General features: G+C 68.0%; 21 protein-coding genes. 5 read left to right on the forward strand and 16 right to left on the reverse strand.

Going from position 1 to position 25,102, the window contains the following annotated elements; all coding sequences use genetic code 11:
- Positions 1-23: 23 nt before the first annotated feature.
- On the forward strand, positions 24-800 hold the full coding sequence (locus CDO44_RS19270) for an IclR family transcriptional regulator (protein ID WP_087781906.1): 777 nt from the start codon (positions 24-26) through the stop codon (positions 798-800).
- Between the two features lie 12 nt (positions 801-812).
- On the opposite strand, the gene CDO44_RS19275 is transcribed toward CDO44_RS19270, so the two are convergent.
- The 4 genes from CDO44_RS19275 to CDO44_RS19290 form a co-directional block, all read right to left on the reverse strand.
- Complete coding sequence (locus CDO44_RS19275; RefSeq protein WP_255407807.1) at positions 813-1,547, reverse strand: aspartate/glutamate racemase family protein; 735 nt, start codon at positions 1,545-1,547, stop codon at positions 813-815.
- 18 nt (positions 1,548-1,565) lie between these two features.
- On the reverse strand, positions 1,566-2,525 hold the full coding sequence (locus tag CDO44_RS19280; RefSeq protein ID WP_158213341.1) for a tripartite tricarboxylate transporter substrate binding protein: 960 nt from the start codon (positions 2,523-2,525) through the stop codon (positions 1,566-1,568).
- Positions 2,526-2,701: 176 nt separating this feature from the next.
- Positions 2,702-4,357, reverse strand: coding sequence for an ATP-dependent DNA ligase (locus CDO44_RS19285; protein ID WP_087781908.1), 1,656 nt, complete (start codon positions 4,355-4,357; stop codon positions 2,702-2,704).
- Positions 4,354-5,379 (reverse strand): ligase-associated DNA damage response exonuclease, encoded by a 1,026-nt coding sequence (locus CDO44_RS19290; protein ID WP_087781909.1) that lies wholly within the window; start codon positions 5,377-5,379, stop codon positions 4,354-4,356. The genes CDO44_RS19285 and CDO44_RS19290 overlap by 4 nt, the downstream gene beginning before the upstream one ends.
- 212 nt (positions 5,380-5,591) lie before the next feature.
- Here CDO44_RS19290 and ssuE point away from each other — a divergent pair, with 212 nt between their 5' ends.
- Positions 5,592-6,176, forward strand: coding sequence for an NADPH-dependent FMN reductase (gene ssuE / locus CDO44_RS19295; protein ID WP_087781910.1), 585 nt, complete (start codon positions 5,592-5,594; stop codon positions 6,174-6,176).
- Positions 6,177-6,215: 39 nt separating this feature from the next.
- On the opposite strand, the gene CDO44_RS19300 is transcribed toward ssuE, so the two are convergent.
- The 3 genes from CDO44_RS19300 to mdlC form a co-directional block, all read right to left on the reverse strand.
- Positions 6,216-7,202, reverse strand: a complete 987-nt coding sequence (locus tag CDO44_RS19300) for a Bug family tripartite tricarboxylate transporter substrate binding protein (RefSeq protein ID WP_369824693.1) — start codon at positions 7,200-7,202, stop codon at positions 6,216-6,218.
- An 81-nt stretch (positions 7,203-7,283) separates the two neighbouring features.
- A complete protein-coding gene (locus CDO44_RS19305; RefSeq protein ID WP_087781912.1) occupies positions 7,284-8,735 on the reverse strand; it encodes an aldehyde dehydrogenase in 1,452 nt (483 codons plus the stop codon).
- Positions 8,736-8,774: 39 nt separating this feature from the next.
- The gene (gene mdlC, locus CDO44_RS19310; RefSeq protein WP_087781913.1) at positions 8,775-10,388 is read right to left on the reverse strand and encodes a benzoylformate decarboxylase; all 1,614 of its coding nucleotides are present in this window, start codon (positions 10,386-10,388) and stop codon (positions 8,775-8,777) included.
- A 113-nt stretch (positions 10,389-10,501) separates the two neighbouring features.
- Between mdlC and CDO44_RS19315 the strand changes: the two genes are divergently transcribed.
- Positions 10,502-11,413 (forward strand): LysR family transcriptional regulator, encoded by a 912-nt coding sequence (locus CDO44_RS19315; RefSeq protein WP_087781914.1) that lies wholly within the window; start codon positions 10,502-10,504, stop codon positions 11,411-11,413.
- Positions 11,414-11,418: 5 nt separating this feature from the next.
- Here the strand turns inward: CDO44_RS19315 and glcF are convergent, their stop codons facing one another.
- From glcF to CDO44_RS19335, 4 genes are all read right to left on the reverse strand, one after another.
- Positions 11,419-12,660 carry a glycolate oxidase subunit GlcF gene (gene glcF / locus CDO44_RS19320; RefSeq protein ID WP_087781915.1) on the reverse strand — a complete coding sequence of 414 codons (1,242 nt, stop codon included), beginning with the start codon at positions 12,658-12,660 and terminating at the stop codon, positions 11,419-11,421.
- A gap of 23 nt (positions 12,661-12,683) precedes the next feature.
- The gene (glcE, locus tag CDO44_RS19325; RefSeq protein ID WP_087781916.1) at positions 12,684-13,772 is read right to left on the reverse strand and encodes a glycolate oxidase subunit GlcE; all 1,089 of its coding nucleotides are present in this window, start codon (positions 13,770-13,772) and stop codon (positions 12,684-12,686) included.
- A 55-nt stretch (positions 13,773-13,827) separates the two neighbouring features.
- The gene (locus tag CDO44_RS19330) at positions 13,828-15,324 is read right to left on the reverse strand and encodes an FAD-linked oxidase C-terminal domain-containing protein (RefSeq protein WP_087781917.1); all 1,497 of its coding nucleotides are present in this window, start codon (positions 15,322-15,324) and stop codon (positions 13,828-13,830) included.
- Positions 15,325-15,673: 349 nt separating this feature from the next.
- The gene (locus tag CDO44_RS19335) at positions 15,674-17,092 is read right to left on the reverse strand and encodes an FAD-binding oxidoreductase (protein ID WP_087781918.1); all 1,419 of its coding nucleotides are present in this window, start codon (positions 17,090-17,092) and stop codon (positions 15,674-15,676) included.
- Positions 17,093-17,210: 118 nt separating this feature from the next.
- Between CDO44_RS19335 and CDO44_RS19340 the strand changes: the two genes are divergently transcribed.
- A complete protein-coding gene (locus CDO44_RS19340) occupies positions 17,211-17,768 on the forward strand; it encodes a cob(I)yrinic acid a,c-diamide adenosyltransferase (protein WP_087781999.1) in 558 nt (185 codons plus the stop codon).
- A gap of 51 nt (positions 17,769-17,819) precedes the next feature.
- Here CDO44_RS19340 and aroG read toward each other — a convergent pair whose 3' ends face one another.
- Positions 17,820-18,893 carry a 3-deoxy-7-phosphoheptulonate synthase AroG gene (aroG, locus tag CDO44_RS19345; RefSeq protein ID WP_087781919.1) on the reverse strand — a complete coding sequence of 358 codons (1,074 nt, stop codon included), beginning with the start codon at positions 18,891-18,893 and terminating at the stop codon, positions 17,820-17,822.
- Positions 18,894-19,210: 317 nt separating this feature from the next.
- On the opposite strand from aroG, the gene CDO44_RS19350 reads away from it, so the two are divergent.
- Positions 19,211-19,771: a M23 family metallopeptidase gene (locus CDO44_RS19350; protein ID WP_087781920.1), complete on the forward strand. Its 561-nt coding sequence runs from the start codon at positions 19,211-19,213 to the stop codon at positions 19,769-19,771.
- On the opposite strand, the gene CDO44_RS19355 is transcribed toward CDO44_RS19350, so the two are convergent.
- The 4 genes from CDO44_RS19355 to CDO44_RS19370 all read right to left on the reverse strand — a co-directional run bounded on the left by CDO44_RS19355 (position 19,740) and on the right by CDO44_RS19370 (position 25,040).
- Entirely contained in the window at positions 19,740-20,888 is a 1,149-nt protein-coding gene (locus CDO44_RS19355) for a PepSY domain-containing protein (protein WP_087781921.1), read from the reverse strand. The genes CDO44_RS19350 and CDO44_RS19355 overlap by 32 nt on opposite strands.
- A gap of 10 nt (positions 20,889-20,898) precedes the next feature.
- The gene (locus CDO44_RS19360; protein WP_087781922.1) at positions 20,899-23,388 is read right to left on the reverse strand and encodes a TonB-dependent siderophore receptor; all 2,490 of its coding nucleotides are present in this window, start codon (positions 23,386-23,388) and stop codon (positions 20,899-20,901) included.
- Positions 23,389-23,482: 94 nt separating this feature from the next.
- Positions 23,483-24,481, reverse strand: a complete 999-nt coding sequence (locus CDO44_RS19365; protein ID WP_198951398.1) for a FecR domain-containing protein — start codon at positions 24,479-24,481, stop codon at positions 23,483-23,485.
- A 13-nt stretch (positions 24,482-24,494) separates the two neighbouring features.
- On the reverse strand, positions 24,495-25,040 hold the full coding sequence (locus CDO44_RS19370) for a sigma-70 family RNA polymerase sigma factor (protein ID WP_233146275.1): 546 nt from the start codon (positions 25,038-25,040) through the stop codon (positions 24,495-24,497).
- Between the last annotated feature and the right edge of the window lie 62 nt (positions 25,041-25,102).

Below are 25,102 nucleotides of genomic sequence, written 5' to 3' on the forward strand. Positions count from 1 at the left end.
CCTACCCTTATCGAGCGCTAGCCTTGCAGACGACGCCAGAACAACGCCAGTCCGATGCCGACGGCACCGGGCGGGTCCAGTCCATAGACCGTGCCTTCGTGGTGCTGCGCGAACTGGCCACCACGCCCCAAGGCGCCACCGCGCTGGACCTGTCCCGCCGCACGGGCATAGAGCGGACCACGGTACATCGACTGCTCAAGACCCTCGTTCACTGGGGCATGGTCACCGCGGACGACGGTGTCTACGCACTCGGGCCCGAGTGCCTGCTATTCGCCACGGCGCATGCCAGCCGGCTCAACGTGAGCCGGGCGGCGCTGCCGTATGCCGTCGAGTTGCAGGAAAAAGTGCTGCAGGGCCGCTCCGCTCTGGTTTCGATCTCCGTACCGGCGCGCGATCGGGTCATCATCGTCGAACGCATCTGGACACCGCACACGCCGATGAACGTCATCATCGACATCGGCAACCAGTTTCTCATCGACGACTGCGCCAGCGGCAAATCCATTCTTTCGACCTATCCCGACGAGCTCTGCATCGCGACCCTCGGCCAGGCCCGTTTCGACAAGGTCCGCCCCGCGCTGCGCAAGATCCGGCAGGCGGGAGGGTTCTGCGCCACCGTGGGACGCTACAAGCGCGGCCTGGCCTCGCTGGCCTGTCCCTTCCGGGGACGGGGCTCGGCGGCGCAAGGTGCCATCGTCGTATCCGGCCTGGACCTCGACGACTGTCTGGACATGGACTCGGCGCTGGCGCAGCACTTGCACCGCGCCTGCGAAAACGTCTCGGCGGCGCTGCAGCACGGCTGAGGCCGCGTTGGCTCAAGCCGCGGGATAGCGGCGCGGACGCAGGCCGGCGTGGAACCAGTTGATCAGAGACACGCCATCGAACACGGGCACGCCGAAGCGTTCGACGATGTCGGCGCTAAACGGCGTCATGTTGGCGCACTCGGACACGATGGCGCCAACGTCGGGATGGCTGCGCAGCAGGCGATCCGCCGCCTCGAGCACCTCGGCGCGCATCTCGCCGTACCGGGAAGCGACGTCGCCGGACTTGATCGCCGTCACGAACACGGAATCGGCAGGCATGCCCTCCACCGGCGTGCCGGCATCCACCCCCACGGCTTCGAGATGCGAAGCATGCAGGCTTTCCTGGCTGAAGGTCAGAATGCCCACCCGCTTGCCCGGCGCGATCAATCGCTCCACCATCGGTACCTGCAACAGGCTGCTGGAGGCCACCGGAACGCCGCACGCGGCAGCCAGCTCCCGCTGGTACAAGGCCAGAAAACCGCAAGTCGTCGCAATGCCGTCCACGCCACCGTCAACCAGGTCCCGCGCCGCGGCCTTGAAATCGTCCAGCAGCCCCGACGATTCGAGGGCCATCATCTTGTCCGGCGTCGCGCCTTCGACGACCCGGTACTGAACAGGGAAGTCCCAGGTTCCCGCATGGCCGACATCGCCGGGCAGCCGGCAGAACCCGGTCTTCACCATCAGGATCCCGACGGTCACGCCGTGGAAAGTTTTCTTGCGCCTAACCACCCTGCTTCCTCCTTCCATCCCGCTTTCCCCGCAGACTCACTTCGGCTCGATCTTCGCATCCGCGACGGCCTGCGCGTATTTCTTGCTCTCCTGCTGGACATAGTTGCCGAATTGCTTGCCGGTGACGGTGCCGGCGACCATCCCTTGCTTGTCGAGCCAGGCCTTGAACTGCGGCGAGCCCAGCACCTTGGTCAAGGCCGCCTGGATGCGGCCGGACACCGGCTCCGGTATGCCGGCGGGCCCCCACATGCCGTACCACGAGACGAAGTCCATGTTCGGCACGCCGGCCTCGCTCAGGGTAGGCACCGAGGGCAGCAACGCGCTACGACGCTCGCCGGTCACTGCAATTGCCTTCAGGCGGCCGGTGCTGACGAAAGGCAGGGTGGTCAGTACGGGATCCATGATCGCACTGAGCTGGCCGCCCACGATGTCGGTCAGCGCCGGTGCGGATCCTTTGTAGATCACCATGGGAATCGACGTGCCGGCGCGGACGTTGAAGGTTTCCATGGCCAGGTGGCCGCCCGAGCCGAATCCCCCGACGCCGAAATTGATCTTGTCCGGATGCGCTTTCGCCTGCTTGATGAAATCGCCCACGGTGTTGATCCCGCTCTGGGGCGAGACGACGAAGACCAGGGGCGTGCTCGCCACCATGCCGATCGGGGTGAAATCCTTGTGCAGATCGAAGCGCTGCTTCTCTTTCATCACCAGCGGATTGACGATGACCGTGCTGGCGGTCAGGAGCAGGACATGGCCATCGGGCTCCGAGCCGGCCACATATTCGGCGCCGATGTTGCCCGACGCCCCGGCGCGGTTCTCGACCACCACCTGCTGGCCGAACTCCTCGGACAACTGCGCGGCAAGCGCGCGGGACAAGGCATCCACGGTGCCGCCAGGCACATAGGGCGCAACGATGCGAACGGGCTTGGTGGGGAACCCCTGCGCCGATACCGCAGCTGCCGTAAAAGCGAATGCCGCGGCGACCGTGCGGACTGCCATTTTCTTCATCACCATCATGAACACTTCCCCCTTGCCGATTGAAAGGGCCGGACATCTCCCGCAGATACTCCGGGCTTTTCGTCGATTGTTCGCAATATGGACAAGTTGTGCGAATAATGGGTAGGTTATGCGCGTGCCTTTATTCGGTCAACGAATTTCTGGGTAGATGCTTATGGTCACGCCTGCTCGGTCGCCGTGGGCAACAGCGCCGAGAGCGTCTCCAGCGTGTCGGCCTCTTCCACCGGTTTGTCCTGGCGCCAGCGCAGCATGCGCGGAAAGCGCACCGCGATGCCGCTCTTGTGGCGCGTGCTCCGGGCGATGCCTTCGAACCCCAGCTCGAACACCATGGTAGGCGTCACGCTTCGCACCGGGCCGAAGGTTTCCTGCGTGGTCTTGCGCACGATGGCGTCCACCTTGCGGATCTCTTCGTCCGTCAGGCCCGAATACGCCTTGGCGAACGGAATCAGCCGGCGGCCGGCGACTCCCGGGGGCGCATCCCATACCGCGAAAGTGTAGTCGGTATACAGGCTCGCCCGGCGGCCATGTCCCTTCTGCGCGTAGATGAGCACGGCATCCACCGAGTACGGATCGACCTTCCACTTCCACCACAGGCCCACGTCCTTGCTGCGCCCCACGCCGTAGCTGCCGCCCGCCTGCTTGAGCATCATGCCTTCCACGCCGCGTTCGCGGGATCCCTCCCGCAAGCGCGCGTAGTCCTCCCAGCCCGGCTCCTCCAGCAGTGGACTGGACCGCAGCGCATCGACCGCGGTCCGGGCCAGCAGCGCATCCAGCGCCGCGCGCCGCTCGCGCTGGGGACGCGGCCGCCAGTCTTCGCCTTCCCACTCGAGGAGGTCGTAGGCCAGCAGCGCCACGGGTACGTCGCGCAGGATCCGCGGCGTCAGCGTCTTGCGGCCGATGCGCTGCTGCAACTGCGCGAAGGGCTGGACGCGACCTTCCCTGCAGACGACGATCTCGCCGTCAATGACAGTTCCGTCCGGCAATGCCGCGCCCGCCTCCACCAGTTCCGGAAAGCGATCGCTGACCAGCTCTTCGCCGCGCGACCAGAGCCAGGTATCGCCAGCGCGCCGGACCAGCTGGGCCCGGATCCCGTCCCATTTCCATTCCACCAGCCAGTTCGATGGAGGTCCGAGCAGGCGGTCGAAATCCGCGATATCGGCCTGCAGGGCATGGGCGAGGAAAAAGGGATAGGGCATGCCGCCCTGCTGGAGGCCGGAGGGCGCCTCGGCGGCAATCAGGGATTGATAGGCTTGCGCGGAAGGACGAGCGTTGAGATCGGTGTAGCCCACCATGCGCTGGGCGATTTCCTTGGCGTCCACGCCTGCCAGCTCGGCCAGGACGCGTGTCACGAGCAGCCGGGACACCCCCACGCGGAAGCTGCCGGTAATGAGCTTGGTGAAAACCAGCCGGCCGCGCGCATCGAGCCGCCCCCACGCCTCGAGGAGCCTGGGTTTCAACTGTTCGGGCGCCATGCCGCGCAGCGGCAGCAGGCTGTGCTCCATCCAGGCCGCCAGGCTCGCGTCGTCGGCATGCGGCTGCTCGGGCAGCAACAAGGCGATGGTCTCGGCCAGGTCGCCGACAGCCTGGTAGCTCTCGTCGAACAGCCACTCGGGAACGCCGGCGGCCTCGCGTGCGTATTCCTTCAGCAACTTGCCCGGCACCAATTGCCGGGGCTTGCCGCCCGCCAGGAAATACACCGCCCAGGCAGCGTCGGCGGCGCTGGCGCGGCGCAGGTAATCCAGCATGGCGGCCCGTTTGCCCAGGCTGGACGTGGTCGATTCGAGCGCGACATACAGGTCGACGAAGGCTTTCATGCGTCGTCCGCTGCAAGAAGGGTTTCGCCGCTGTCCACGTCTTCCTCGTCGCCGTATTCCGTGGCGAATGCCTGCGCCTGCAATCCGCGTTCATTCAGCCAGCGCACCATGGCATGGACGCTGCCATGGGTCACGAAGACCCTTTCGGCGCCGGAGGCCGCGATCGCCCGCTGCAGGCCGGGCCAATCGGCATGGTCGGACAGGACGAATCCCCTGTCGACGCCGCGCCGGCGCCGGTTGCCCCGCACCCGCATCCAGCCGCTGGCGAAACCGTCCGAATAATTCCCGAAGCGCCGCAACCAGGGCGAGCCCTGCGCCGACGGCGGCGCCAATACGAGCGCACGGCGGAGCACGGACTTGTCGCCGATCTCCGCCATTCGCATCGCGGCGGGCAGCTCGACGCCGCCGCGGCGATAGGCGTCATTGAGGGCGGCGACCGCGCCATGCGCGACGATGGGCCCGATGGACGGATCCACGCTTGCCAGGATGCGCTGCGCCTTGCCGAAGGCATAGCAGAACAGCACCGAGGCGCGGTCCTCCCGCCGGTTTCGCTCCCACCAGGCATTCACATCGGCGAACAGCGTCTCGTTGGCCTGCCATCGGTAGATCGGCAGGCCGAAGGTCGATTCGGTAATGAAAGTGTGGCAGCGCACGGGCTCGAACGGCGCGCAAGTGGGGTCGGCCTCGAGCTTGTAGTCGCCGGAAGCGACCCAGACCTCTCCCCGGTACTCGACGCGGACCTGGGCGGACCCCAGCACGTGGCCGGCCGGGTGCAGCGAGACCCGGACGCCGTCCAGCACCACCTCCTGGCCATAGTCGAGCGGTTGCAGGCGGATGTCGCCCAGCCGGGCCCGAAGCACCGGTTCGCCGGCGGCGGCAGCCAGGTATGCGCCGTGCCCGGCCCGCGCATGATCCGCATGGGCATGCGTGATCACCGCGCGATCGACGGTTCGCCAGGGATCGATATGGAAACGCCCCGGCGGGCAGTACAGCCCCTCTCGGGTGGCGACGATAAGGTCCATCCGCGGGTTCCGGAACCAGATACCTGGAAGATATGAGCGCGCGGCGCCAAAAGACAAGGAGGGCTTGGCAAGAGGACGAGTCGGTTGGTGAGCAGATGTGAACGAAGGCCCGCGCCCCTTGCTCAGGGAGCGTCTGAGCAAATGCGAAATTCTTGGTTGGGATTCCGGCCGCCGGGCATTATGTTGTCGCCTTCCGTACCGAAAACCTCGCCATGTACACAGTCCTGACCATTACCGGCAGCCCTTCGGCGGCGTCCCGGTCTACCCTGCTCGCGCACACGCTGGAGAAACAATTGGAGCAGGCGGGATACACCGTCCGCTCGCTGCGCGTGCGAGACCTGCCCGCCCAGGCGCTGCTGACGGCCAATACGCAGGATCCCGCCGTCGCGGCCGCCGCGCGCTCGCTGGCCTCGGCCGATGCCGTGGTCGTCGCCACCCCCATCTACAAGGCGGCCTACAGCGGCATCCTCAAGGCGTTCCTCGACGTCCTTCCGCAGACGGCGCTGCAAGGCAAGGTCGTCCTGCCGCTGGCAACGGGAGGTTCGCCGGCCCATCTGCTGGCGGTCGACTATGCGCTCAAGCCCGTGCTTGCGGCGCTGGGAGCAAGACACATACTGAGCACGGTCTATGCGACCGACGCCCAGATAGGCGGCGATTCGGTAACCGGGTATGTATTGTCGGCCGACATCTTCGACCGGCTGCAGGCTGGCGTCCGTGAACTGGAATCCAGCCTGTCCTGGACCCGGCGGCGGCAGGAAGCCGCCGCCGGGGAAGTGCGCGAACGGCTCTATGCGTGAAGGGGGAGCCGGCTCGGCCGCTCCGCCGCAGGACATGGGTCAATCACCGACGATCTTGCGTTCGCGGATGATGGCGCCGAAGCGCTTGGCGTCGTCCTCGGCACGGGCATGGAACTGCTCAGGCGTCATCGGCGCCGGGTCGCCGCCCATGGACACCAGACGCTCGCGGAACGCCGGCGTACTGATGATCTTGTTGATCTCCGTATTCAGCCGGGTGACGATTTCCTTGGGCGTGCCGGCCGGTGCATAGAAGCCGAATACGGTATCGGCATCGAAACCCTTCAGCCCCGCTTCGTCGAGCGTCGGCACGTTGGGGAACAGCGGCGAACGCGTCAGGCTGCCCACGGCCAGCATGTTGAGCTTGCCCGACTGCACGTGCTGCATCGCGATGCCGGGGTCGAACGAGAAGTCGATCTGGCCCGCCAGGAGGTCGACCAGAGCGGGCGCGGCCCCGCGATAGGGAACGTGCACGGCGCTCACGCCCGCCTGGCTCTGGAACATCTCGGCCGCCAGGTGCGGCGAGCTGCCGTTGCCGGGGGTACCGTAGGTCAGCTTGCCGGGATTGGCCTTCAGGTAGGCAATGAAGGACTTGATGTCGGAGGGCAGCTTGCCCGGCTTGGTCACCAGGAACACCTTGACCTTGGCGGCCGCGGCGACCGGATCCAGGTCCTTGATGGGGTCGAACGACATCTTGGGATAGATGAAGGGATTGACCGACACCATGCCGCCGGAGCTCATCAGCAGCGTATAGCCGTCGGGCGCGGCACGGGCCACGGCCTCGCCGCCGATGTTGCCGCCCGCCCCGCCTTTGTTCTCCACCACCACGGGCTGGCCCAGCGCTTCCTGCAACGGCCCGGTGATGGCGCGGGCGATCTGGTCCGCCGCGCCGCCCGGCGGGAAATTGACCACTACCTTCACCGGCTTGGTGGGCCACGACTGGGCCGCGGCGCCGAACGCCATGGCGCATCCCAGCGCGAGCACGCCCAGTTTGGCCGCGAAGGCCCGCTTGCCTGCTTGACGGTTCATGTTTGTCTCCTGTCTTGTCATGAACGAACACGGACCCCCTTCGTCCGTGCCGGCCGCCGCGGCGGCCGGCGCACCGGGGGGTCAGAACGGATAGTGCCGAGGCGTGGTCTGCACGGTGATCCAGCGCAGCTCGGTGAACTCGTGGATGCCGGCGTTGCCGCCGAAACGGCCGATGCCGCTGGCCTTGACGCCGCCGAACGGCATCTGCGCCTCGTCATGGACCGTGGGACCGTTGATGTGGCAGATGCCGGACTCGATGCGCTTGGCCACTTGCATCGCGCGCGCGATGTCGCGTCCGAACACCGCGGAGGACAGCCCGTATTCGGTATCGTTGGCGCTCTCGATGGCGGCGTCGACGCCGCTGACCCGCACGACGGCCTTGACCGGGCCGAAGGACTCCTCGCTGTAGATCTTCATCTCGGGCGTGACGCGATCGATGAGCGTGGCGGGCATCAGCGTGTTCTCGGCCTTGCCGCCGCACACCAGCACGGCGCCCTTGGCGAGCGCGTCGTCGATCATGGCGTTGCAGCGCTCGACCGTGCTCATGTCGACGACCGAGCCGAGCACCGCCGGGCCCTTGCGCGGATCCTGCAGCGGCAGCGACTTGGCCTTGGCCGCGAACTTGGCCACGAACTCGTCGGCGACCTTCTCGTCGACGATGATGCGTTCGGTGGACATGCAGATCTGGCCGGAATTGGCGAATGCGCCGAAGGCCGCGGCATTGACGGCGGCGTCCAGGTCGGCGTCGTCCAGGATGACCAGCGGCGCCTTGCCGCCGAGCTCCAGGACCACGGGCTTGAGATACTTGGCGCACGTCTGGGCGATGATCTTGCCCACCCGGGTCGAGCCGGTGAAGTTCACGCGCCGCACCGCGGGATGCGCGACGGCGGCCTCGACCACCGGGCCCGCGTCGGCCGGCGCATTGGTGATGAAGTTGACCACGCCCGGCGGAAAACCGGCCTCGTTGAGCGCCTCGACGATCAGGCCGTGCGTGGCGGGGCAGAGCTCCGAGCCCTTGAACACTACCGTATTGCCACATGCCAGCGGCACGGCAAGCGAGCGCACGCCCAGGATGACGGGCGCGTTCCAGGGCGCGATCCCCAGCACTACGCCGGCGCCCTGGCGCACCGCCATGGCCAGGCTGCCCGGCACGTCGGACGGGATGACTTCGCCGCTGATCTGCGTGGTCAGCGCCGCGGCTTCCTGCAGCATGCCGGCGGCCAGGTGCACGTTGAAGCCGGCCCACATGGCCGATGCGCCGGTCTCGGCCGCCATCGCCTCGACAAACGCATCGTTCTTGGCCTCCAGGGCCTGCGCGGCCTTGAGCAGCAGCGCGCGGCGCTCGCCGGGGCCGGTATCGCGCCAGCTTTCGAAAGCGCGCGCCGCCGCATCGACGGCCTTGACCATGTCTTCGGGCGAAGCGGCCGGCGCCTTGGTAGCAACCGAGCCGTCCAGCGGGTTGCGACGCTCGAAGGTCGCGTCCCGGGAGGCCGCCGCAGATTTGCCGTCGATCAGCATGGCTATTGTTTTCATATCAGTCTCCTGCTCTGGGTAGGGATAGGCGAAGCGGAATCAGGCGATTTCCACGTCCACCAGGATGGGAACCGGCGATGCCAGCGCTTGGCGCAGCACATCCGGCAGCTTGGCGGGATCCGACACCCGTACGCCCTCGCAGGCGAGACCGCGCGCCAGCGACACGAAATCGAGATCCGGCAGGTCGGTGCCGGCGAGCGGGTCTTCGGGCTTGAAGCCGAACGTGGGCGCGAATTCCGTCAATGCAGCATAGCGCCGGTTGTTCAGGATGACGAAAGTAATGGGCAGCTTGAGCTGGGCAGCGGTCCAGAGCGCCTGGATGGAGTACATGCTGGAGCCGTCGCCGATCAGCCCGATCACCTTGCTCTGCGGCTTGGCGAGCGCCACGCCCACGGCCGCGGGCATGCTGTAGCCCAATCCGCCGCTGCACATGGTGTAGAAGGTCTCGCTCTGCAGCATGGGCAAGTACTTGTGCATGACCGGGCGGGCGCTGGGCGATTCCTCCACCACGATAGAGGCCGGATCGCGCACCTCGGCCAGCGTCTGCAGCACATACGCCACGGACATGGGCGAGGAGGGCTCGGCGCGCGGCAGCGGCGCGCGCGGCGCCGGCAGTTCCCGCACCGGAGCCGCGGTACGTTGGAGCAATTCCCGCACGCCCAGGCTGATGCTGCCCACCGCCGCCGTGCCCACGGGCGCCCAGGCGGCGACGTTGGGGTCGTCGGTCAGCTGCAGCAGCGTCGCGCCAGGGGGCACGTGGGGGCCGAAGCCTTCGACGTGATAGGTGAAGGCCGGCGCGCCGATCACGAAGACGCAGTCGTAGCCGCCCAGCAGCGAGACGATCTTCTCGCGGATGGCCGGCAGGAATCCCATGAATTGCCGGTGGTCTTCGGGGAACCCGCAGCGGCCCGACATGGGGGCCACCCATACGCCGGCCTTGTGGCGCTCGGCCAGTTCGACCACGTCGTCCCAGGCGCCGTCGCGGTCGACCGCCGCGCCGATCACGAATGCCGGACGGCGGGCCTTGTCCAGGGCCTGGGCGATCTCGGCCATGACGTCCGGGTCGGGCCGCAACAGCTTGCCGACGCGGCGCGCGGCGACGGGCTCGCACTGGCGCGACCAGTCGTCGGCCGGCACCGAGATCAGCACCGGACCGCAGGGCGGCTGCATGGCGATGTAGTAGCCGCGCGCGATGGCCAGCGGCACGTCTTCGGCGCGGGCCGGCTCGCAACTCCACTTGACGTAGGGCTTGGGCAGCTCGGTGGCCTGGGCCGAGTACAGGAAGGGATCGAACGGAAGGATGGAGCGGGCCTGCTGGCCCGCCGTGATGACCAGCGGCGTACGGTTCTTGTATGCCGTGAAGATGTTGCCCATGGCGTTGCCGACGCCGGCCGCCGAGTGCAGGTTGATGAACGAGGCGTTGCGGCGGGCCTGGGCGTAGCCGTCCGCCATGCCCACGACCACGCCCTCGTGCAGCCCCAGCACGTAGCGGAAATCGCTGGGGAAATCGAGGAACAGCGGCAGCTCGGTCGATCCCGGGTTGCCGAAGATGGTGGTCATGTCGAAAGCGCGCAGCAGGTCGAGCACCGCTTCGCGGACAGTCGTGGTGGTTCCGGGATGGGCGCCGGCCTTGACCGGGCTGGATGGCGTCATGAATCGTCTCCGGGGTTGGTATTCCGGGCATGGCCCGGCGAATCACGCAAGTATGGCAAGCTCACCCCTTGCCTGAACATTGCTTTTTAGCGAAAAAGTCATTACCTTTTGGCATGACCTTCGACATACGGCAGCTCAATGCTTTTCTCGCCGTCGTCCAGCATGGATCGCTGGGGCGCGCGGCGCAGACGCTCAACGTCACCCAGCCGGCCCTGAGCCGCACGATACGGCGCCTGGAGGACCAGATCGGCGCTCCGCTGTTCGAGCGCTATTCCACCGGCATGATGCTGACCAGTTTCGGCCAGGCGCTGCTGCCGCATGCCACGCTACTGCAGCGCGAGGCCGAACAGGCGACCGAGGAACTCAACGCGTTGCGGGGACTGGCGCGCGGCACCATCCGGGTGGGCGCCGTGGCCAGCGCCGTCAGCCTCGTGCTGCCCATCGCCATAGGACGGGTGCTGGCGCAATGGCCCAATCTGCAGGTGCACGTCGTCGAAGGCGTCGGCGACCTGCTCACCGACGCCCTGCTCACCCACGATATCGACCTCGCCATCGGGGTGTCCATGCCCGGCACCACCGAAATCAGCGTCGTACCCGACTGCGAATGGCACGACACCAGCCAGATCATCGCCGCGGCCTCGCACCCGCTGCGCAAGCGCGCCCGCCTGAAGCTGGAGGACACGGTGGACCACAAGTGGGTCCTGCCGCCGCGCGGGACGGCTCCATTCGAGGAGCTCACGCGGCTGTTCGCCTCGCGCGGCCTGCCGCTGCCGGACGTCGTCGTGGAAACGCGCTCCATCATTGCCATCAAGAGCATGGTCGCGCATGCGGGCTTCCTGAGCTGGATGCCGCAGCCCATGTACGAGGCCGAGCGCGCGGCCGGCATGGCCGATACGCTGCACATTCCCGGCGTCGGCCTGCAGCGCAGGCTGATGGTATTCCGCCGCAGCAAGGGGATTCTTCCCCAACCCGCGGTCAAGCTGCTGGACGAGCTTCGCTTGATCGCCGGGAAAGGGCCGCTATAGCTTCCTTACGTGCCATGGCCCTCGGCTTGCAGGGCGGCATCGACGGCTTCGATCCAGTGCAGGACCGGCGTATCGGTGCCGCCCTGCAAGTGGGCGAGGCAGCCGATATTGGCGGACAGAATCACGTCCGGTTCGGTTTTACGGATCGCCTCGAGCTTGCGGTCGCGCAGTTCGCCGGCGATCTCGGGTTGCAGCACCGAGTATGTGCCGGCGGAACCGCAGCACAGGTGGCTGTCGGCGAAAGGCTGGAGCGCAAAGCCCAGCTTCGCCAGCAGGTTTTCGGTAAGCGGCCGCAGGCCCTGCCAATGCTGCAAGGTGCACGGGGGATGAAAGGCAGGACGCGCGGGAAGGCGGCCGGCCAGCCTGGGCGCCAGCTCGCCGGCATGCGGCGCGAGGATTTCCGCCACGTCGCGCACCAGCGCGGACACGCGCTCCGCCTTGGCGGCGTAGGCCGGATCGTCCTGCAAATGGTGGCCATATTCGCGTACGGTGGCGCCGCAGCCCGAGGCGTTCATCACGATGGCTTCGACACGGCCGGCCGCTATGTCGGGCCACCACGCGTCGATGTTGGCGCGCATTTGCGCCAGCGCCGCCGCCTGCTGGTTCAAATGGAAGCGCGCCGCGCCGCAGCAGCCCGAACGGGGCGCGACACGGGCCGAAATGCCGACCGCATCGAGCACGCGCAGCGTGGCGGCATCGATGGCCGGCATCATGGACGGCTGCACGCAGCCTGACAGCATGAAGACCTCGCGGGCGTGCGTGCGGCGCGGCAGGGCGCCGGGTGCCCGGCGCGGCGGCACCTTGGCGGCCATGGCGGCGGGTAGCATAGGACGCAGCGCCTGGCCCGCGCGCATCGCGGCCCCGAACAGCGGCGACGCCAGCGCCCTGCCGAGGACGGCGCGCTTGACCTGGTCTCCGGGTTCGCGCTCGACGCGAGTCTCGACCAGGCGGCGGCCGATGTCGATCAACTGGCCGTACTGCACGCCCGACGGGCACGTGGTCTCGCAATTGCGGCAGGTCAGGCAACGGTCCAGATGCAGCTGCGTGCTGGCCGTCACTTCGTTGCCTTCGAGCATCTGCTTGATCAGGTAGATGCGGCCGCGCGGGCTGTCGAGCTCGTCGCCCAGCACCTGATAGGTCGGACAGGTGGCGGTGCAGAAACCGCAATGCACGCACTTGCGCAGGATGGCCTCGGCACGCTTGCCGTCGGGCGTATCCTTCATTGATTCCATAAGCCGGGTTTGCATGAGGCGTTGCTCGCGTCTGGGACCTAGAGGTCGGGGTACATGCGGCCGGGATTGAACACGCCGTCCGGATCGAATTCGTTCTTCAGGCGCCGGTGGATGGTCGCGACGGCGGGCGGCAGCGGATGGAAGACGCCCGAAGCGCGGGCCTCTTCGGTGGACGAGGCGCGAAACAGGGTGGCGTGCCCGCCGGCCCGCACCGCGGCCTTGCGCACGGCGTCCACCGCCAGCGGGCCGCCCAGCCAGCGTTGCGCGCCGCCCCATTCGATCAGCGTCGAGCCCAGCCCAAGCGCCGGCGCGATGGAGGGAACGGACAGGCGCCACAGCGGCCGCCGCGTCAGAAAGGGATGGGTATGATCGCGCAGGGCCCGCCACCATGCCGTCGCCACCGCGTCCGGCAATGGCTCGCCGCCGAGCCTTTTCGCCGCGGCGGCGACTGCCACGCCGGCGCCGGAAAGCCGCACCGTCAGGCGGCCCTTTCCGTCCGCATCGGTATCCCATGCGCTCGCGCTGATCGGCAGTGCCTGCCCGCCCCAGGCGTTCATCTGCCGCAGGGCGCCCTCCTCGTCCATCGCGAACCGCAGCGTGGTCTCGGCAGCCGGCCTGGGCAACACTTTCAAGGACGCCTCCAGTATCACACCCAGCGTGCCGAGCGAACCGGTTACCAGGCGCGTGACATCGTAGCCCGCCACATTCTTCATGACCTCGCCACCGAACCGCAACACCCGGCCCTGGGCATCGAGCAGCCGGACCCCGAGCACGAAATCGCGGACCGACCCCGCGCTGGCGCGGCGCGGGCCCGCCAGCGCCGCCGCCACGCAGCCGCCCAGCGTGGCGCAGCCGCCGAAATGCGGCGGTTCGAACGCCAGCATCTGGCCCTGGCTGGCCAGCATGGCCTCGATCTGCGTCAACGGCGTGCCGGCACGGGCGGTCACCACCAGTTCGGAGGGCTGGTAGTCGACTACGCCGGCGTAGGGCGACATGTCCAGCACCGCCTCATGCTCGACCGGCAAGCCGTAGAACGACTTGCTTCCTCCGCCACGGATATACAGCCCCTTGCCGGCCGCATTGGCCAGCAGCACGCGAGCGCGAAGATCGGACAACAGCACGTCCATGAATGGAATCGTCTCCGGAACGGGCGCGTGCCCCCGCGGGGCGGCACCCTGGCTTTCAAAAACGGGGGATCTCGGGAAAGCGGACGGCGCCGCGATGGACGTGCCGCTGGCCATACTCGTTGCACCGGGCCAAGGTCGGAATGGCCTTGCCGGGATTGAGCAGGCCCGCGGCGTCGAACGCATGCTTGACGCCGAAGAAGACGTCCAGTTCCTCGCGCGCGAACTGGACGCACATCTGGTCGATCTTCTCGGTGCCCACGCCGTGCTCGCCGGTGATCGTGCCGCCCACCTCGACGCAAAGCTCGAGGATCTCCGCGCCGAAACGCTCGGCCCGCTCCACCTCGTCCAGGTCGTTGGCATCGAACAGGATGAGCGGGTGCAGGTTGCCGTCCCCGGCATGGAAGACATTGGCGCAGCGCAGGCCGTACTTGTGCTCCATCTCGGTGATCGCCGCCAGGACACGGCCCAGGCAGCGCCGCGGGATGGTGCCGTCCATGCAATAGTAGTCGGGGGAAATCCGCCCCGCCGCCGGAAAGGCGTTCTTGCGCCCGGCCCAGAACAACAGCCGCTCGGCCTCGGAGCACGACACCTGCAGCCGCGTGGCGCCGCATCGGGCGAACAACGCCTCGATGCGCGCGATCTCGTCGGCCACCTCCTCTTCCGTTCCGTCGGATTCGCACAGGAGAATGGCGGCAGCCTCGAGGTCGTAGCCCGCGCAGACGAATGGCTCGACCATGTGGACGGCGCGCTGGTCCATCATTTCGAGGCCGGCCGGGATGATGCCCTCGGCGATGACGCCCGCCACGGCCTCGCCGGCCGCTTCGATCGACGCGAAACTGGCCATCACGACGCGCGCCACCGCGGGCTTGGGAATGAGCTTGACGGTGACTTCGGTCACGATGCCCAGCATGCCTTCGGACCCGATGATGAGCGAGAGCAGGTCCAGTCCCGGCGCATCGAGCCCGGCGGCGCCCAGCTCGAGCACTTCCCCGTCCACGGTCACCACCCGCGCGGCCATGACGTTGTGCACCGTGAGCCCGTACTTCAGGCAATGCACCCCACCCGAGTTCTCCGCCACGTTGCCGCCTATGGTGCAGGCGATCTGGCTGGAAGGATCGGGCGCATAGTAGAGCCCGTAAGGCGCGGCGGCCTCGGAAATGGCGAGGTTGCGCACTCCCGGCTGCACGACCGCCTGGCGCGCCTGCGGATCGATCCTCACGATGCGATTGAACTTCGCCATGCCCAGCAGCACCCCTTCGGCATGCGGCATGGCTCCTCCTGACAGGCCCGTCCCCGCGCCGCGCGCAACCACCGGCACGCCCAGCCGCTTGCACAACCGCAAGACATCCCGGACCTGCTCCTCGGTCTCCGGCAAAACCACCACCATGGGCAGTTGGCGATACAGCGACAGTCCGTCGCACTCGTACGGACGCGTGTCTTCTTCCCGGAAAAGCACGCAGTGATGGGGAAGCACATCGCGCAACGCCTGCACCACCTCGACCTGGCGCTCGGCTGCGATCGGGTCCAGCCCGATTTCTGTTGGGGCGTTCATGCACCGTCTCCAGTAATCCATGAAGATAGCGTGCACCCACAGCGGCCAACAGCGTAGAAACCCCTATGAAGGGATGCCCACCCCCTCGCGCTTCGCGCTCCCCCTCCAAGGGGCGGCGCTGGCGGACCGGCAAAGCCGGATCCGCGGCGCCCTGGGGTACTCCAGGCTGGCGGGGAGTGGCGATTCTGCCCTCCGTCTTCGCGTAACCGCGGAGCACTTGTGCCTGCCTTCTACGCTGGCAGCCAGCAAAGCACGGACGTCCCACCCCAAGAAAGCGGTACTAGACCCAGGATGCGGTGGATCCGGCTCCGCCGGTCCACCCGCATCGCCCTCTTGAGGGGGGCGCGCGTCAGCGCGGAGGGGGGGGTAATACCTTCCCGGGGTTGAGAATATTCAGCGGATCGAAAGCCTGCTTGATCTGGCGCATCAGCGCGAGCGCGTCTTCGCCGTGCTCTTCGCCCATGAACTGCATCTTGTGCAGGCCCACGCCGTGCTCGCCCGTGCAGGTGCCGTCCATGTCGAGCGCGCGCCGGACCATGCGTCGGTTGATGGCCTCGGCTTCGGCCCATTCGGCTTCGCTGTCGGGATCGAGCAGCATCTGCACGTGGAAGTTGCCGTCCCCCACGTGCCCGACCACGCAAGTGGGAAAGCTGGCGCGGGCCAGGTCTTCGTTGGTTTCGCGGATGCAATCGGCCAGGCGGGAGATGGGCACGCATACGTCGGTGCTGGAGGCGCGCGCGCCGGGGCGCAGCTGCAGCGTGGCGAAATATGCATTGTGGCGCGCCGCCCAGAGCCGATTGCGGTCTTCCGGGTGCACGGCCCATTCGAAATCCATGCCGCCATGCTCGCGCGTGATTTCCTGGACCAGCGTGGCCTGCTCCTCGACCCCGACCGGGCTGCCGTGGAATTCGAACAGCAGCAAGGGGGTCTCGCGCAGGGTCAGCTTGCTGTAGAGGTTGAGCGCACGCACGGTGGCCGTGTCCAGCAGTTCCACCCGGGCCACGGGGATGCCCATCTGTATGGTCTGGATCACTGCGGCGACGGCCGCGTCCACGCTGGGAAAATTGCAGACGGCCGCGGACACCGCCTCGGGCTGGGGATACAGGCGCACGGTGACTTCGGTGATGATCCCCAGCGTCCCCTCGCTGCCGATGAAAAGGCGGGTCAGGTCGTAGCCCGCCGAAGACTTCTTCGCCCGGCGCGCAGTGCGGATGACCTTACCCTGCGCGGTGACTACCGTCAGCGACAGGATGTTGTCGCGCATCGTGCCGTAGCGCACCGCGTTGGTGCCGGAGGCCCGTGTGGCCGCCATGCCGCCGAACGACGCGTCGGCGCCCGGATCGATGGGGAAGAACAATCCGGTATCGCGGATTTCGTTATTGAGTTGCTTGCGGGTGACGCCCGCTTGTACCGTGACGGTGAGGTCGTCGGGCCTGACCGACAGCACGCGGTTCATGCGCGATACGTCGAGCGTGATGCCGCCCTCGACCGCCAGCAGGTGTCCCTCGAGCGAAGACCCGGAACCATAGGCGATCAGCGGGACGCCATGCGCCGCGCAGGCATTGACGGCGGCCACGACGTCCTCGGTGCTTTCGGCGAAGACGACCGCGTCGGGCGGCACCGCCGGGTAGGGGGACTCGTCCCGGCCATGGTGCTCCCTGACCGCCTGGCCGAGCGACAGGCGGTCGCCGAAATGGACGGCAAGCGCGTCGAGACAGGCCTGGGGCACGGCGCGACGCAAGGAAGGCGGCAAAGCGGGGGCGTTCATGGCAATCCGGCAAATGAATGAATGATGGGATTTTACGCCCGCCCGACGGACCGGCCGCTGACTACAATGCCGACACGGCATGCAGCCGCGGGTGCGCGCCGGCAATACGGGAGCAATCATGGGGAATCGACTCAGTGTCATCGCCACGCGCACGGGCGACGACGGCACCACGGGGCTGGCCGATGGCGAGCGCCTCGCCAAGGACGCGCCGCGCATCGTCGCCATCGGCGACGTGGACGAGCTCAACAGCGCGCTCGGCCTGCTGGCGACAGAAGCCTTGCCTCCGGAAATGGCCGGTGACCTGCTGGACGTCCAGCACGACCTGTTCGACCTGGGCGGCGAGCTCAGCATGCCGGGGCAAACCCTGTTGCAGCCGGCACGGGTCGCGCACCTGGACCGACTGCTGGCCGACTACAACGCGCGGCTCGCGCCGCTGCGCGAGTTCGTCCTGCCCGGCGGCAGCCGGGCCGCAGCACTGGCCCACATGGCGCGAACCGTCTGCCGCCGCGCCGAGCGCAGCGTCGTCGCACTGGCCCGGACCGGAATCGTCCAGCCGCCGGTGCGCCAATACCTGAACCGGCTGTCGGACCTGTTGTTCGTGCTTGCCCGGGTCATCAACCAGGATGCCGGCGTGCCCGAGGTCCTGTGGCGTTCGGAGAGGACGCGGGGCAAGTAGGCCATGCCCCGGGGCGCGGCCGCCGGCCTGTCCCGCTATCCGGGCAAAGTCCTACTTCCCGCTGCTCGTCGCCACCAGGCGCCGGGCCTGCACCGCCTGCGCCAGGCGCTCGAGCACGCGCACCGAGGTGTCCCAGTCGATGCAGCCGTCGGTGATGCTCTGGCCGTACACCAGCGGCTTGCCGGGGACGAGATCCTGCCGGCCGGCGACCAGGTGGCTTTCCACCATCACGCCGATGATGCGGTTGTCGCCCGATTCGATCTGGCCCGCGACATCGTCGATCACCTGCGGCTGGTTCTCCGGCTTCTTGCTGCTGTTGGCGTGGCTGGCATCGATCATCACCCGCTGCGCCAGCCCGGCCTTGGCCATGTCCTGGGCGGCGGCCTCCACGCTGGCGGCGTCGTAGTTCGGAGCCTTGCCGCCGCGAAGGATGACGTGGCAATCCTCGTTGCCGTTGGTCGAAACGATGGCCGACACGCCGCCCTTGGTCACGGACAGGAAATGGTGCGGCTGCGAGGCCGCCTTGATGGCGTCGACCGCGATGCGGATGTTGCCGTCGGTGCCGTTCTTGAAACCCACCGGACACGACAGGCCGGACGCCAGTTCGCGATGGACCTGGCTTTCGGTGGTGCGGGCGCCGATGGCTCCCCAGGAGACGAGGTCGGCGATGTACTGGGGTGTGATCATGTCCAGATATTCACACCCCGCAGGCAGCCCGCGGGCGTTGATCTCCAGCAGCAACTGGCGCGCGGTGCGCAGGCCCTTGTTGATGTTGAAGCTGCCGTCCAGGTCGGGATCGTTGATCAGCCCTTTCCAGCCCACCGTGGTGCGGGGCTTTTCGAAGTACACCCGCATGATGATTTCCAGCTCGCCGGCGAAGCGGTCGCGCTCGGCCTTCAGGCGGGAGGCGTATTCCAGCGCGGCCTCGGTGTCGTGAATGGAACACGGCCCGATCACCACCGCCAGCCGGTCGTCCATGCCGTGCAGGATGCGGTGCAAGGCTTCCCGGGCGTTGTAGACCGTGTCGGAAACGTCGGTGGTGCAGGGAAACTCGCGCATCAGGTGCGAAGGCGGAGCCAGCTCCTTGATTTCTCGAATGCGCAAGTCGTCGGTGTTGTGGGACACGATCCTCTCCTGGATTTCAGTGATGTCTGTTCGGCATGTTTGTCGATGGTTCGCCCCTTGCTGCATCGTCCAGGCACAAAAAAAGCCGCCAGGACGCTGGCGGCTTTTTTGGGGCAGGAATCCGTTAGATACGACGCTTCCTTTCCTCCGCCAGCGGCTTCGGAAAACCAAAAAAGTAAAAGTAGTAGGAAGCGTAGTTCATGAAATATATCGTAGCAGGGGTCGGCCGCTTGGGCAAGTGGCAGGCACCTTTCTTGCGGACGCCCCCCGCGCGACGCGGCAGCCCCCCCGAGGCGCCGCCCCCGCGAGGAGCCCCCATGGCCACGCATGTTTCTTCCTGGGCGCCGCCCCGCCGGCGGCGCTCCCGGCTCGTGTTCTATGCCCTGGCGGCCGCCGTCCTGTGGTTCGGCTGGCCCATCGTCCGGCCGGCGCTGGAGATCCCGCTTTACGGCCTGCGGCTGGCCGCGATGCCGGCGCCGGAGCGCCTGCCCGTGCCCGTCCAGGGCATCCGGCCGCGGGACCTGCGCGATACCTGGAACGCCCCGCGCGCCGACGGCCGGCGCCACGAAGGCATCGACATCTTCGCCCGCCGCCATACCGCCGTGCTGTCCGCGACCGAAGGCATCGTGACGCGGGTCGGCCAGAATTCGCTCGGCGGCAACACCGTATGGGTAATGGGCCCGGGCCGGCAAATGCACTACTACGCGCACCTGGAGCGCTATGCCGACGTGCGGCCGGGCCAGCGCATCCAGGCGGGGATGCCGCTGGGCTACGTGGGCAACAGCGGCAACGCCCGCGGCACGCCCCCGCACCTGCACTACGGCATCTATGCGCCAGGGGGCGCCATCAATCCCTATCCGCTCCTGGCTGGCCGTTGACGCCCGGTCTCGGGCGCCGCAGCCAGAGATAGACGCCGCTTCCCAGCACCACGATGGTCGCCAGGGTGAACGCCGCCCAGGCCAGCTTGAGCCCCAGCCCCGCAAAATCCCCGTAGTGCAAGGGGCCCGATATGCGCAGCGCGGCCACGTAGGCCGGCATGTCCCGCTTGGCCGCGAACGCGCCCGTTTCGGCGTCCACCAGCACGGGCGTGATCAGCCGGGAGACGAACATGCCCTCGCCGCGCATGAAAACGGCATAGTGGCGCGGCCCCGCGAGCGGCGTTCCGGGAAAGGCGACGAAGGCCAGCTCCTTGCCCGGCGCCTCGGCCCGGGCGAGCGCCACGGCCTGGTCCACCGAAGCCAGGACGCGGGCCGGCCCCTGGCCGCTCCAGGGCTGCGTCATCGCGGCCAGTTCCGTCGCCTGCCACAGGCCGTAGACAGGCTTGGACAAGGCCAGCAGCACGCCGGTCAGGCCGACCAGCAGCATCCAGACCAGGGCCAGCATGCCGAGCAGGTTATGCAGGTCCAGCCACTTGATGCGCGCCGAGCGGCCCAGGCGCACCTTGCCGAAAGGAACCTTGGCGAGGATGGGTGCGTAGACGACCACGCCCGACACGATGGACACGGCGAACAGCACGCCCATCGCGGCAAGAATCAGCGAACCGGGCAAGCCCGCGAACATGTCGGTATGCAGCTTGGCCAGCAGCCGCATCAGGTTGCTGCGCAGCGAACCTTCGTGCACCAGCTCGCCCGTGCGCGCGTCGTAGGTGAACAAGGCGCCGCCCGCCGCCGTGCCGGGCGGGCTGACCGACACGAACAGCGCGGGCTCTTCGTCGTCGGCGGTCAGGAAGCGCACCTGGGCGCCGGGACGCCGCGACAGCGCATCGGCCAGGATGCCGTCGAGCGGCGCCCGGGGCGCGGGTTCGGCCATCGCGGGCAGGTCCAGGTCGGCGCCCAGGGCATGGTCGATCTCATGGCCGAAGATGAGCGGCAGCCCCGTCAGGCACAGCATCAACAGGAACAGCGTGCAGATGAGGCTGCTCCACCGGTGCACGCCGTACCACGCGGCCAGCCGGCGCGCCGGCCGGACCGGCGCCGGGGAGGAAAGAACCCTCATTGGCCGGGCCTCACCAGCGATAGGTGGCGGTGGCGAGCACCGTGCGCCGGTAGCCGTAGTAGCACGTCGTCGCGCTGCCGCAGGAGCCGATGTACGACTTGTCGAACAGGTTGCTGGCGTTCAGGCTGAAGCGCCAGTGCCTGTCGAGCTGGTAATGCAGGGCCGCATCGAACAAGGCCACGGCCCCGACCTTGAAGGTATTGCCGGCGTCGCCCCAGGTCGACCCCATGTAGCGCACGCCCGCGCCGAACCCCAGCCCCTGCAGCGGTCCGCCGCGCAAGGTGTAGTCCGCCCACAGGGATGCCATGTGGCGCGGGCGGTTGGTCGGCGTCTTGTGCAGATCGGCCGCGTTGCTGCGGGTGACCTCCATGTCCATGTAGGTATAGGCGCCCAGCAGCTTGAGCCCGTTGTCGAACTCGAACGCGCCTTCGAGCTCCAGCCCCCGCGAGCGGATTTCGCCGGTCTGCACGCGCGCGCTGGGGCCGTGCGAAAGATCCGGATCCGCCGTCAGGACATTCTGCTGCCGCAAATCGTAGACCGATGCGATCACGTAGCTTTCCGAGCCTGCCGGCTGGTACTTGACCCCGATCTCGGTCTGCTTGCCGGTGGTGGGCTTGAACGGCGTGCCCGCGTAGTCGGTGCCGGCCTGCGGCTGGAACGAGGTGGAATGGCTCACATACGGAGCCAGGCCGCTGGGGCTGCGATAGACCATGCCCAGGCGATAGGTGAAGTCGCTCTGGTCCACGGGCGTATTGGTGCCCGTGGCGGCGCCGGTCGCGGCCACGACCCGCTCGGACAGCGTGTCGGAACGTGCCCAGTCCTTGCGGGCGCTCGCCACCAGTATCCAGCGCTCGCCGAACTTCATCTGGTCCTGCGCATAGATGCCGAGCTGGCGCTGGTTCTGGTCCGCGCGGGTGAACGAAGGAATGGGATTGATGCTCTGCCCGTATTCGGGCGAGAACGGATCGAGCAGCCCCAGCCCGGCGCCGACCGTGCCGTAGCCCTGGGATTCCTTGAATTTCGCCCGCTGGTAGTCCAGCCCGACCAAGGCCGTATGCCTGACCGGCCCGGTGCCGAAGTCGGCCTGCAGCTGGTTGTCGAGCACCACACTGTCGAGCTTGCCTTCGTCCCGCAGAGAGGCCCGGCGCAGATGGGTCTGCGCGGCCGAGGACCAGCCCACGGCGTAGACGCCGGTGTAGTCGAGATCGCTGCGCATGTAGCGGGCGTTCTGCCTGAACACGAGCGCATCGCTGAAACGATGCTCGAACTGGTAGCCCAGCGAGTACTGCTTGCGATCAAAGGTGTTGTAGCCCGGTTCGCCGGAAAAGAACGACGACGGAATGGTGCGGCCGTCCACGGTGGGTATGAGCGTCCCTTCGCGCGGCAGGAAGTTGATCAGGGTTCCCTGCTTGTCGTGCTGGTAGCTGGCCAGCAGCGTGAGGCGGCTGCGCTCGGACAGCTTCAGGTCCAGCGAGGGCGCGAGGAACACCCGGTTGTCGCGCGCGTGATCGGTCTGCGTATCGCTGTCGCGCACCAGGCCGGTCAGGCGGAAGCGGGCCACGCCATTGGCGTCGACGGCGTCCGAGAAATCGAAGCTGCCTTGCAGCCTGCTGTTCGTGCCGGCCTGCAGGTTGATCTCGCGCAGAGGCGTATCGGTCGGCCGCTTGCTGACGAGGTTCAGCAGGCCGCCGGGAGAATTGGCGCCATAGAGCACCGAACTGGGGCCGCGCAGGATTTCCACGCGTTCCAGTCCGTAAGGCTCGATCAGCGGCATGTTGTAGCCGCTGCTGTAGTAGTTCACGTAGAGGCCGTCGAGAAACTGGCGCGCGGCAAAGCCCCGGATCACCGGCTTGTCGTAGCGGACGTCGGCGGCGTTGTCGCCGATGATGCCGGCCGAGTACAGGATGGCCTCGGTGACGCTCTGCACTTCCCGGTCCCGCATCTGCTCGCGCGAGACGACGGAAATGGACTGCGGGGTCTCGATCAGCGGCGTATCGGTCTTGGTCGCCGTCGCGCTGCGCCGCGCGACGTATCCTTCGACCGGCCCGGTCGCGGTCTCGGCGCGGCCCACGACCCGCACGGGTGCCAGCGTGCCGCCGTCCGCAGCCGGCTGCGGCGCCGGGCGCACGGTGTAGCTGCCGAGGTCGGTGCGCACCAGTTCGAGGCCGGTTCCCGCCAGCGCGCGGCGCAGCGCCTCCGGCCCGTCGAAGCGGCCGCGCACCGGCGCGCCGACCTTGCCTTCCAGCAGGGACGACTCCACGGTGACGGCCAGCCCGGCGTCGCGGGCGATGCGGTTGACCGTTGCGGACAACGGCGCGGCCGGCAGGTCGTAGTCCCGCGCCGCATCCGCCGCCTGCGCCCAGCCGCTTGCCCCGGTCAGCGCGCCGCAGGCCAGCAGGGCGGCCAGGAGCCGCTTGGTCCGGTGAGCGCCGGGTGCGTGTCGAACAGGGGAAGACCCGGCGCTGCGCCGGGTTCCGGGAGAATGGTCGGGAGGGATCACAATGCGGCTCCGTACGTCACGGGATAAGGGGTTCTTTTCCCGTTTGCCGGACGAGACCGGAAAAGTGACAGGGCCAGGGAGAAAAAAATTTGTATCAGTTGCCGGACGCGGCGCCGACCTCCAGCCAGAGCCCGGCGTAGTTGCGGATGCGCACCGGCAATCCGCGCGTGAGCATGGCGAGGGAACGGTCGATGTCGTCCAGTGGCACGGTGCCGGTCAACCGCACGCCGGCGGCTTCCGGCTTCAGCGTGATGGGCCCGAAGCGGTAGCGCGCGAGTTCCGCGACCACCTCGGCCAGCGGGCGGTTCTGCACGACCAGCATGCCGTCCCGCCAGGCATCGGCGTCGGGATCGGCGGCGGCGGCATCGCTCACCCCATCCGGACGCATGGAAACCGCCCCGCCCTGCCCGACCCGGCGCGCGAGGGCGCAGGCGGCGGGCGCGGGAGCGCAGTATCCGGGACGCGCCTCCACGGCCGACTCGTATACCGCCAGGCGGGTGGCGTCGTCGTCGCGGCGGACGGTGAAGCGCGTGCCCTGCGGCAGCAGGACGCCGTCGGCGGTACGCACGGCGAAGGGGCGGAGTTCGCCGGGCGGATGGGCCGTCCGGACATGGATTTCGCCCCGCCGCAGGACCAGCAGCCGCTGGCGATCGTCGAAGCGCACATCTACCGCGGTGCGGGTATTGAGATCGAGCACCGTGCCGTCGGGCAGGATCACCTGCTGGCGCTGGCCGACCGCGGTGAGATAGTCCGCGCCCAGGTCAGCCAGCGGCCATTCCCGGTTCACCAGCGCAAGCGCCGCGCCGGCGAGCATCAGCACGCCCAGCAGCGGCCCCAGTTTCTTGAGCCGGCGCGCCGGACGCGGCCGGGCAAGCACGCCTCGCACGGCCGCGCCCCGGGCCGCCTCGAACTGCGCATCCAGTTCGCCCAGTTGCCGCCACGCGCGACGGTGGTCGGGATGCATGGACAGCCAGCGGTTCAGCGCGGCGCCGTCCGCCTGGGTCGCATCGCCCGAGCCCATGCGCAATTGCCACGCGATGGCAGCTTCGAGTACGGGATCGGGCACCGGCATCTGCTCCGCGGGACGGGACACGGCTCGCTCCACGTCAGGCCGCCTCGCCGGCGCCATCGGCCGCGCCGAAACGCAACCGGTAGCAGTGCCTGGCCGCCGTGGCCAGGTACTGGCGCACCCGCGAGACCGAAACGCCGAGCTGGGCGGCGATGTCGGCATGCGGCAGGCCGTCGAGGCGGTTCAGCATCCAGGCGGCGCGGGCCTTGGGCGAAAGGCCGTCGAGCATCCTGTCGATGGCGAGCAGGGTTTCGAGGGCCAGCAGCCGGGTCTCGGGCGACGCCTCCACCGGCTGGGGCGCGGCCGCCAGATCGGCCAGCCAGGCGCGCTCGAGGTCGGCGCGGCGGAAAAAGTCCACCAGCAGGCCGTGGGCGACGGCGGTCAGGTAGGCACGCGGTTCGTTCAGCCGCGGCAGGCCGAGCTGCGTGCGGGTGGCCAGCAACCGCACGAAGGTGTCCTGGGTCAGGTCGGCGGCCGTCTCGGTGCACCCCAACCGGCGCCGCAGCCATTGGTGCAGCCACGATCGATGATCGCTATAGAGGGTTTGCACCACATCGGGGGTGATCGGGGTGGGAGCGGACACGATGGCACCGGCGCGCGCGGAAACAAATGAGAACAACTCTCATTATTATCCCAAGCCCGGAT

The organism is Pigmentiphaga sp. NML080357 (assembly GCF_002188465.1).
Classification (GTDB): domain Bacteria; phylum Pseudomonadota; class Gammaproteobacteria; order Burkholderiales; family Burkholderiaceae_B; genus Pigmentiphaga.

What these genes read in the sequence shown, in the direction of transcription:
- CDO44_RS19275 (WP_255407807.1), bottom strand. Translation starts at nt 1,547, where the DNA reads ATGGAAGGAGGAAGCAGGGTGGTTAGGCGCAAGAAAACTTTCCACGGC.
- CDO44_RS19280 (WP_158213341.1), bottom strand. Translation starts at nt 2,525, where the DNA reads ATGGCAGTCCGCACGGTCGCCGCGGCATTCGCTTTTACGGCAGCTGCG.
- CDO44_RS19285 (WP_087781908.1), bottom strand. Translation starts at nt 4,357, where the DNA reads ATGAAAGCCTTCGTCGACCTGTATGTCGCGCTCGAATCGACCACGTCC.
- CDO44_RS19290 (WP_087781909.1), bottom strand. Translation starts at nt 5,379, where the DNA reads ATGGACCTTATCGTCGCCACCCGAGAGGGGCTGTACTGCCCGCCGGGG.
- ssuE (WP_087781910.1), top strand. Translation starts at nt 5,592, where the DNA reads ATGTACACAGTCCTGACCATTACCGGCAGCCCTTCGGCGGCGTCCCGG.
- CDO44_RS19300 (WP_369824693.1), bottom strand. Translation starts at nt 7,202, where the DNA reads ATGAACCGTCAAGCAGGCAAGCGGGCCTTCGCGGCCAAACTGGGCGTG.
- CDO44_RS19305 (WP_087781912.1), bottom strand. Translation starts at nt 8,735, where the DNA reads ATGAAAACAATAGCCATGCTGATCGACGGCAAATCTGCGGCGGCCTCC.
- mdlC (WP_087781913.1), bottom strand. Translation starts at nt 10,388, where the DNA reads ATGACGCCATCCAGCCCGGTCAAGGCCGGCGCCCATCCCGGAACCACC.
- CDO44_RS19315 (WP_087781914.1), top strand. Translation starts at nt 10,502, where the DNA reads ATGACCTTCGACATACGGCAGCTCAATGCTTTTCTCGCCGTCGTCCAG.
- glcF (WP_087781915.1), bottom strand. Translation starts at nt 12,660, where the DNA reads ATGCAAACCCGGCTTATGGAATCAATGAAGGATACGCCCGACGGCAAG.
- glcE (WP_087781916.1), bottom strand. Translation starts at nt 13,772, where the DNA reads ATGGACGTGCTGTTGTCCGATCTTCGCGCTCGCGTGCTGCTGGCCAAT.
- CDO44_RS19330 (WP_087781917.1), bottom strand. Translation starts at nt 15,324, where the DNA reads ATGAACGCCCCAACAGAAATCGGGCTGGACCCGATCGCAGCCGAGCGC.
- CDO44_RS19335 (WP_087781918.1), bottom strand. Translation starts at nt 17,092, where the DNA reads ATGAACGCCCCCGCTTTGCCGCCTTCCTTGCGTCGCGCCGTGCCCCAG.
- CDO44_RS19340 (WP_087781999.1), top strand. Translation starts at nt 17,211, where the DNA reads ATGGGGAATCGACTCAGTGTCATCGCCACGCGCACGGGCGACGACGGC.
- CDO44_RS19350 (WP_087781920.1), top strand. Translation starts at nt 19,211, where the DNA reads ATGGCCACGCATGTTTCTTCCTGGGCGCCGCCCCGCCGGCGGCGCTCC.
- CDO44_RS19355 (WP_087781921.1), bottom strand. Translation starts at nt 20,888, where the DNA reads ATGAGGGTTCTTTCCTCCCCGGCGCCGGTCCGGCCGGCGCGCCGGCTG.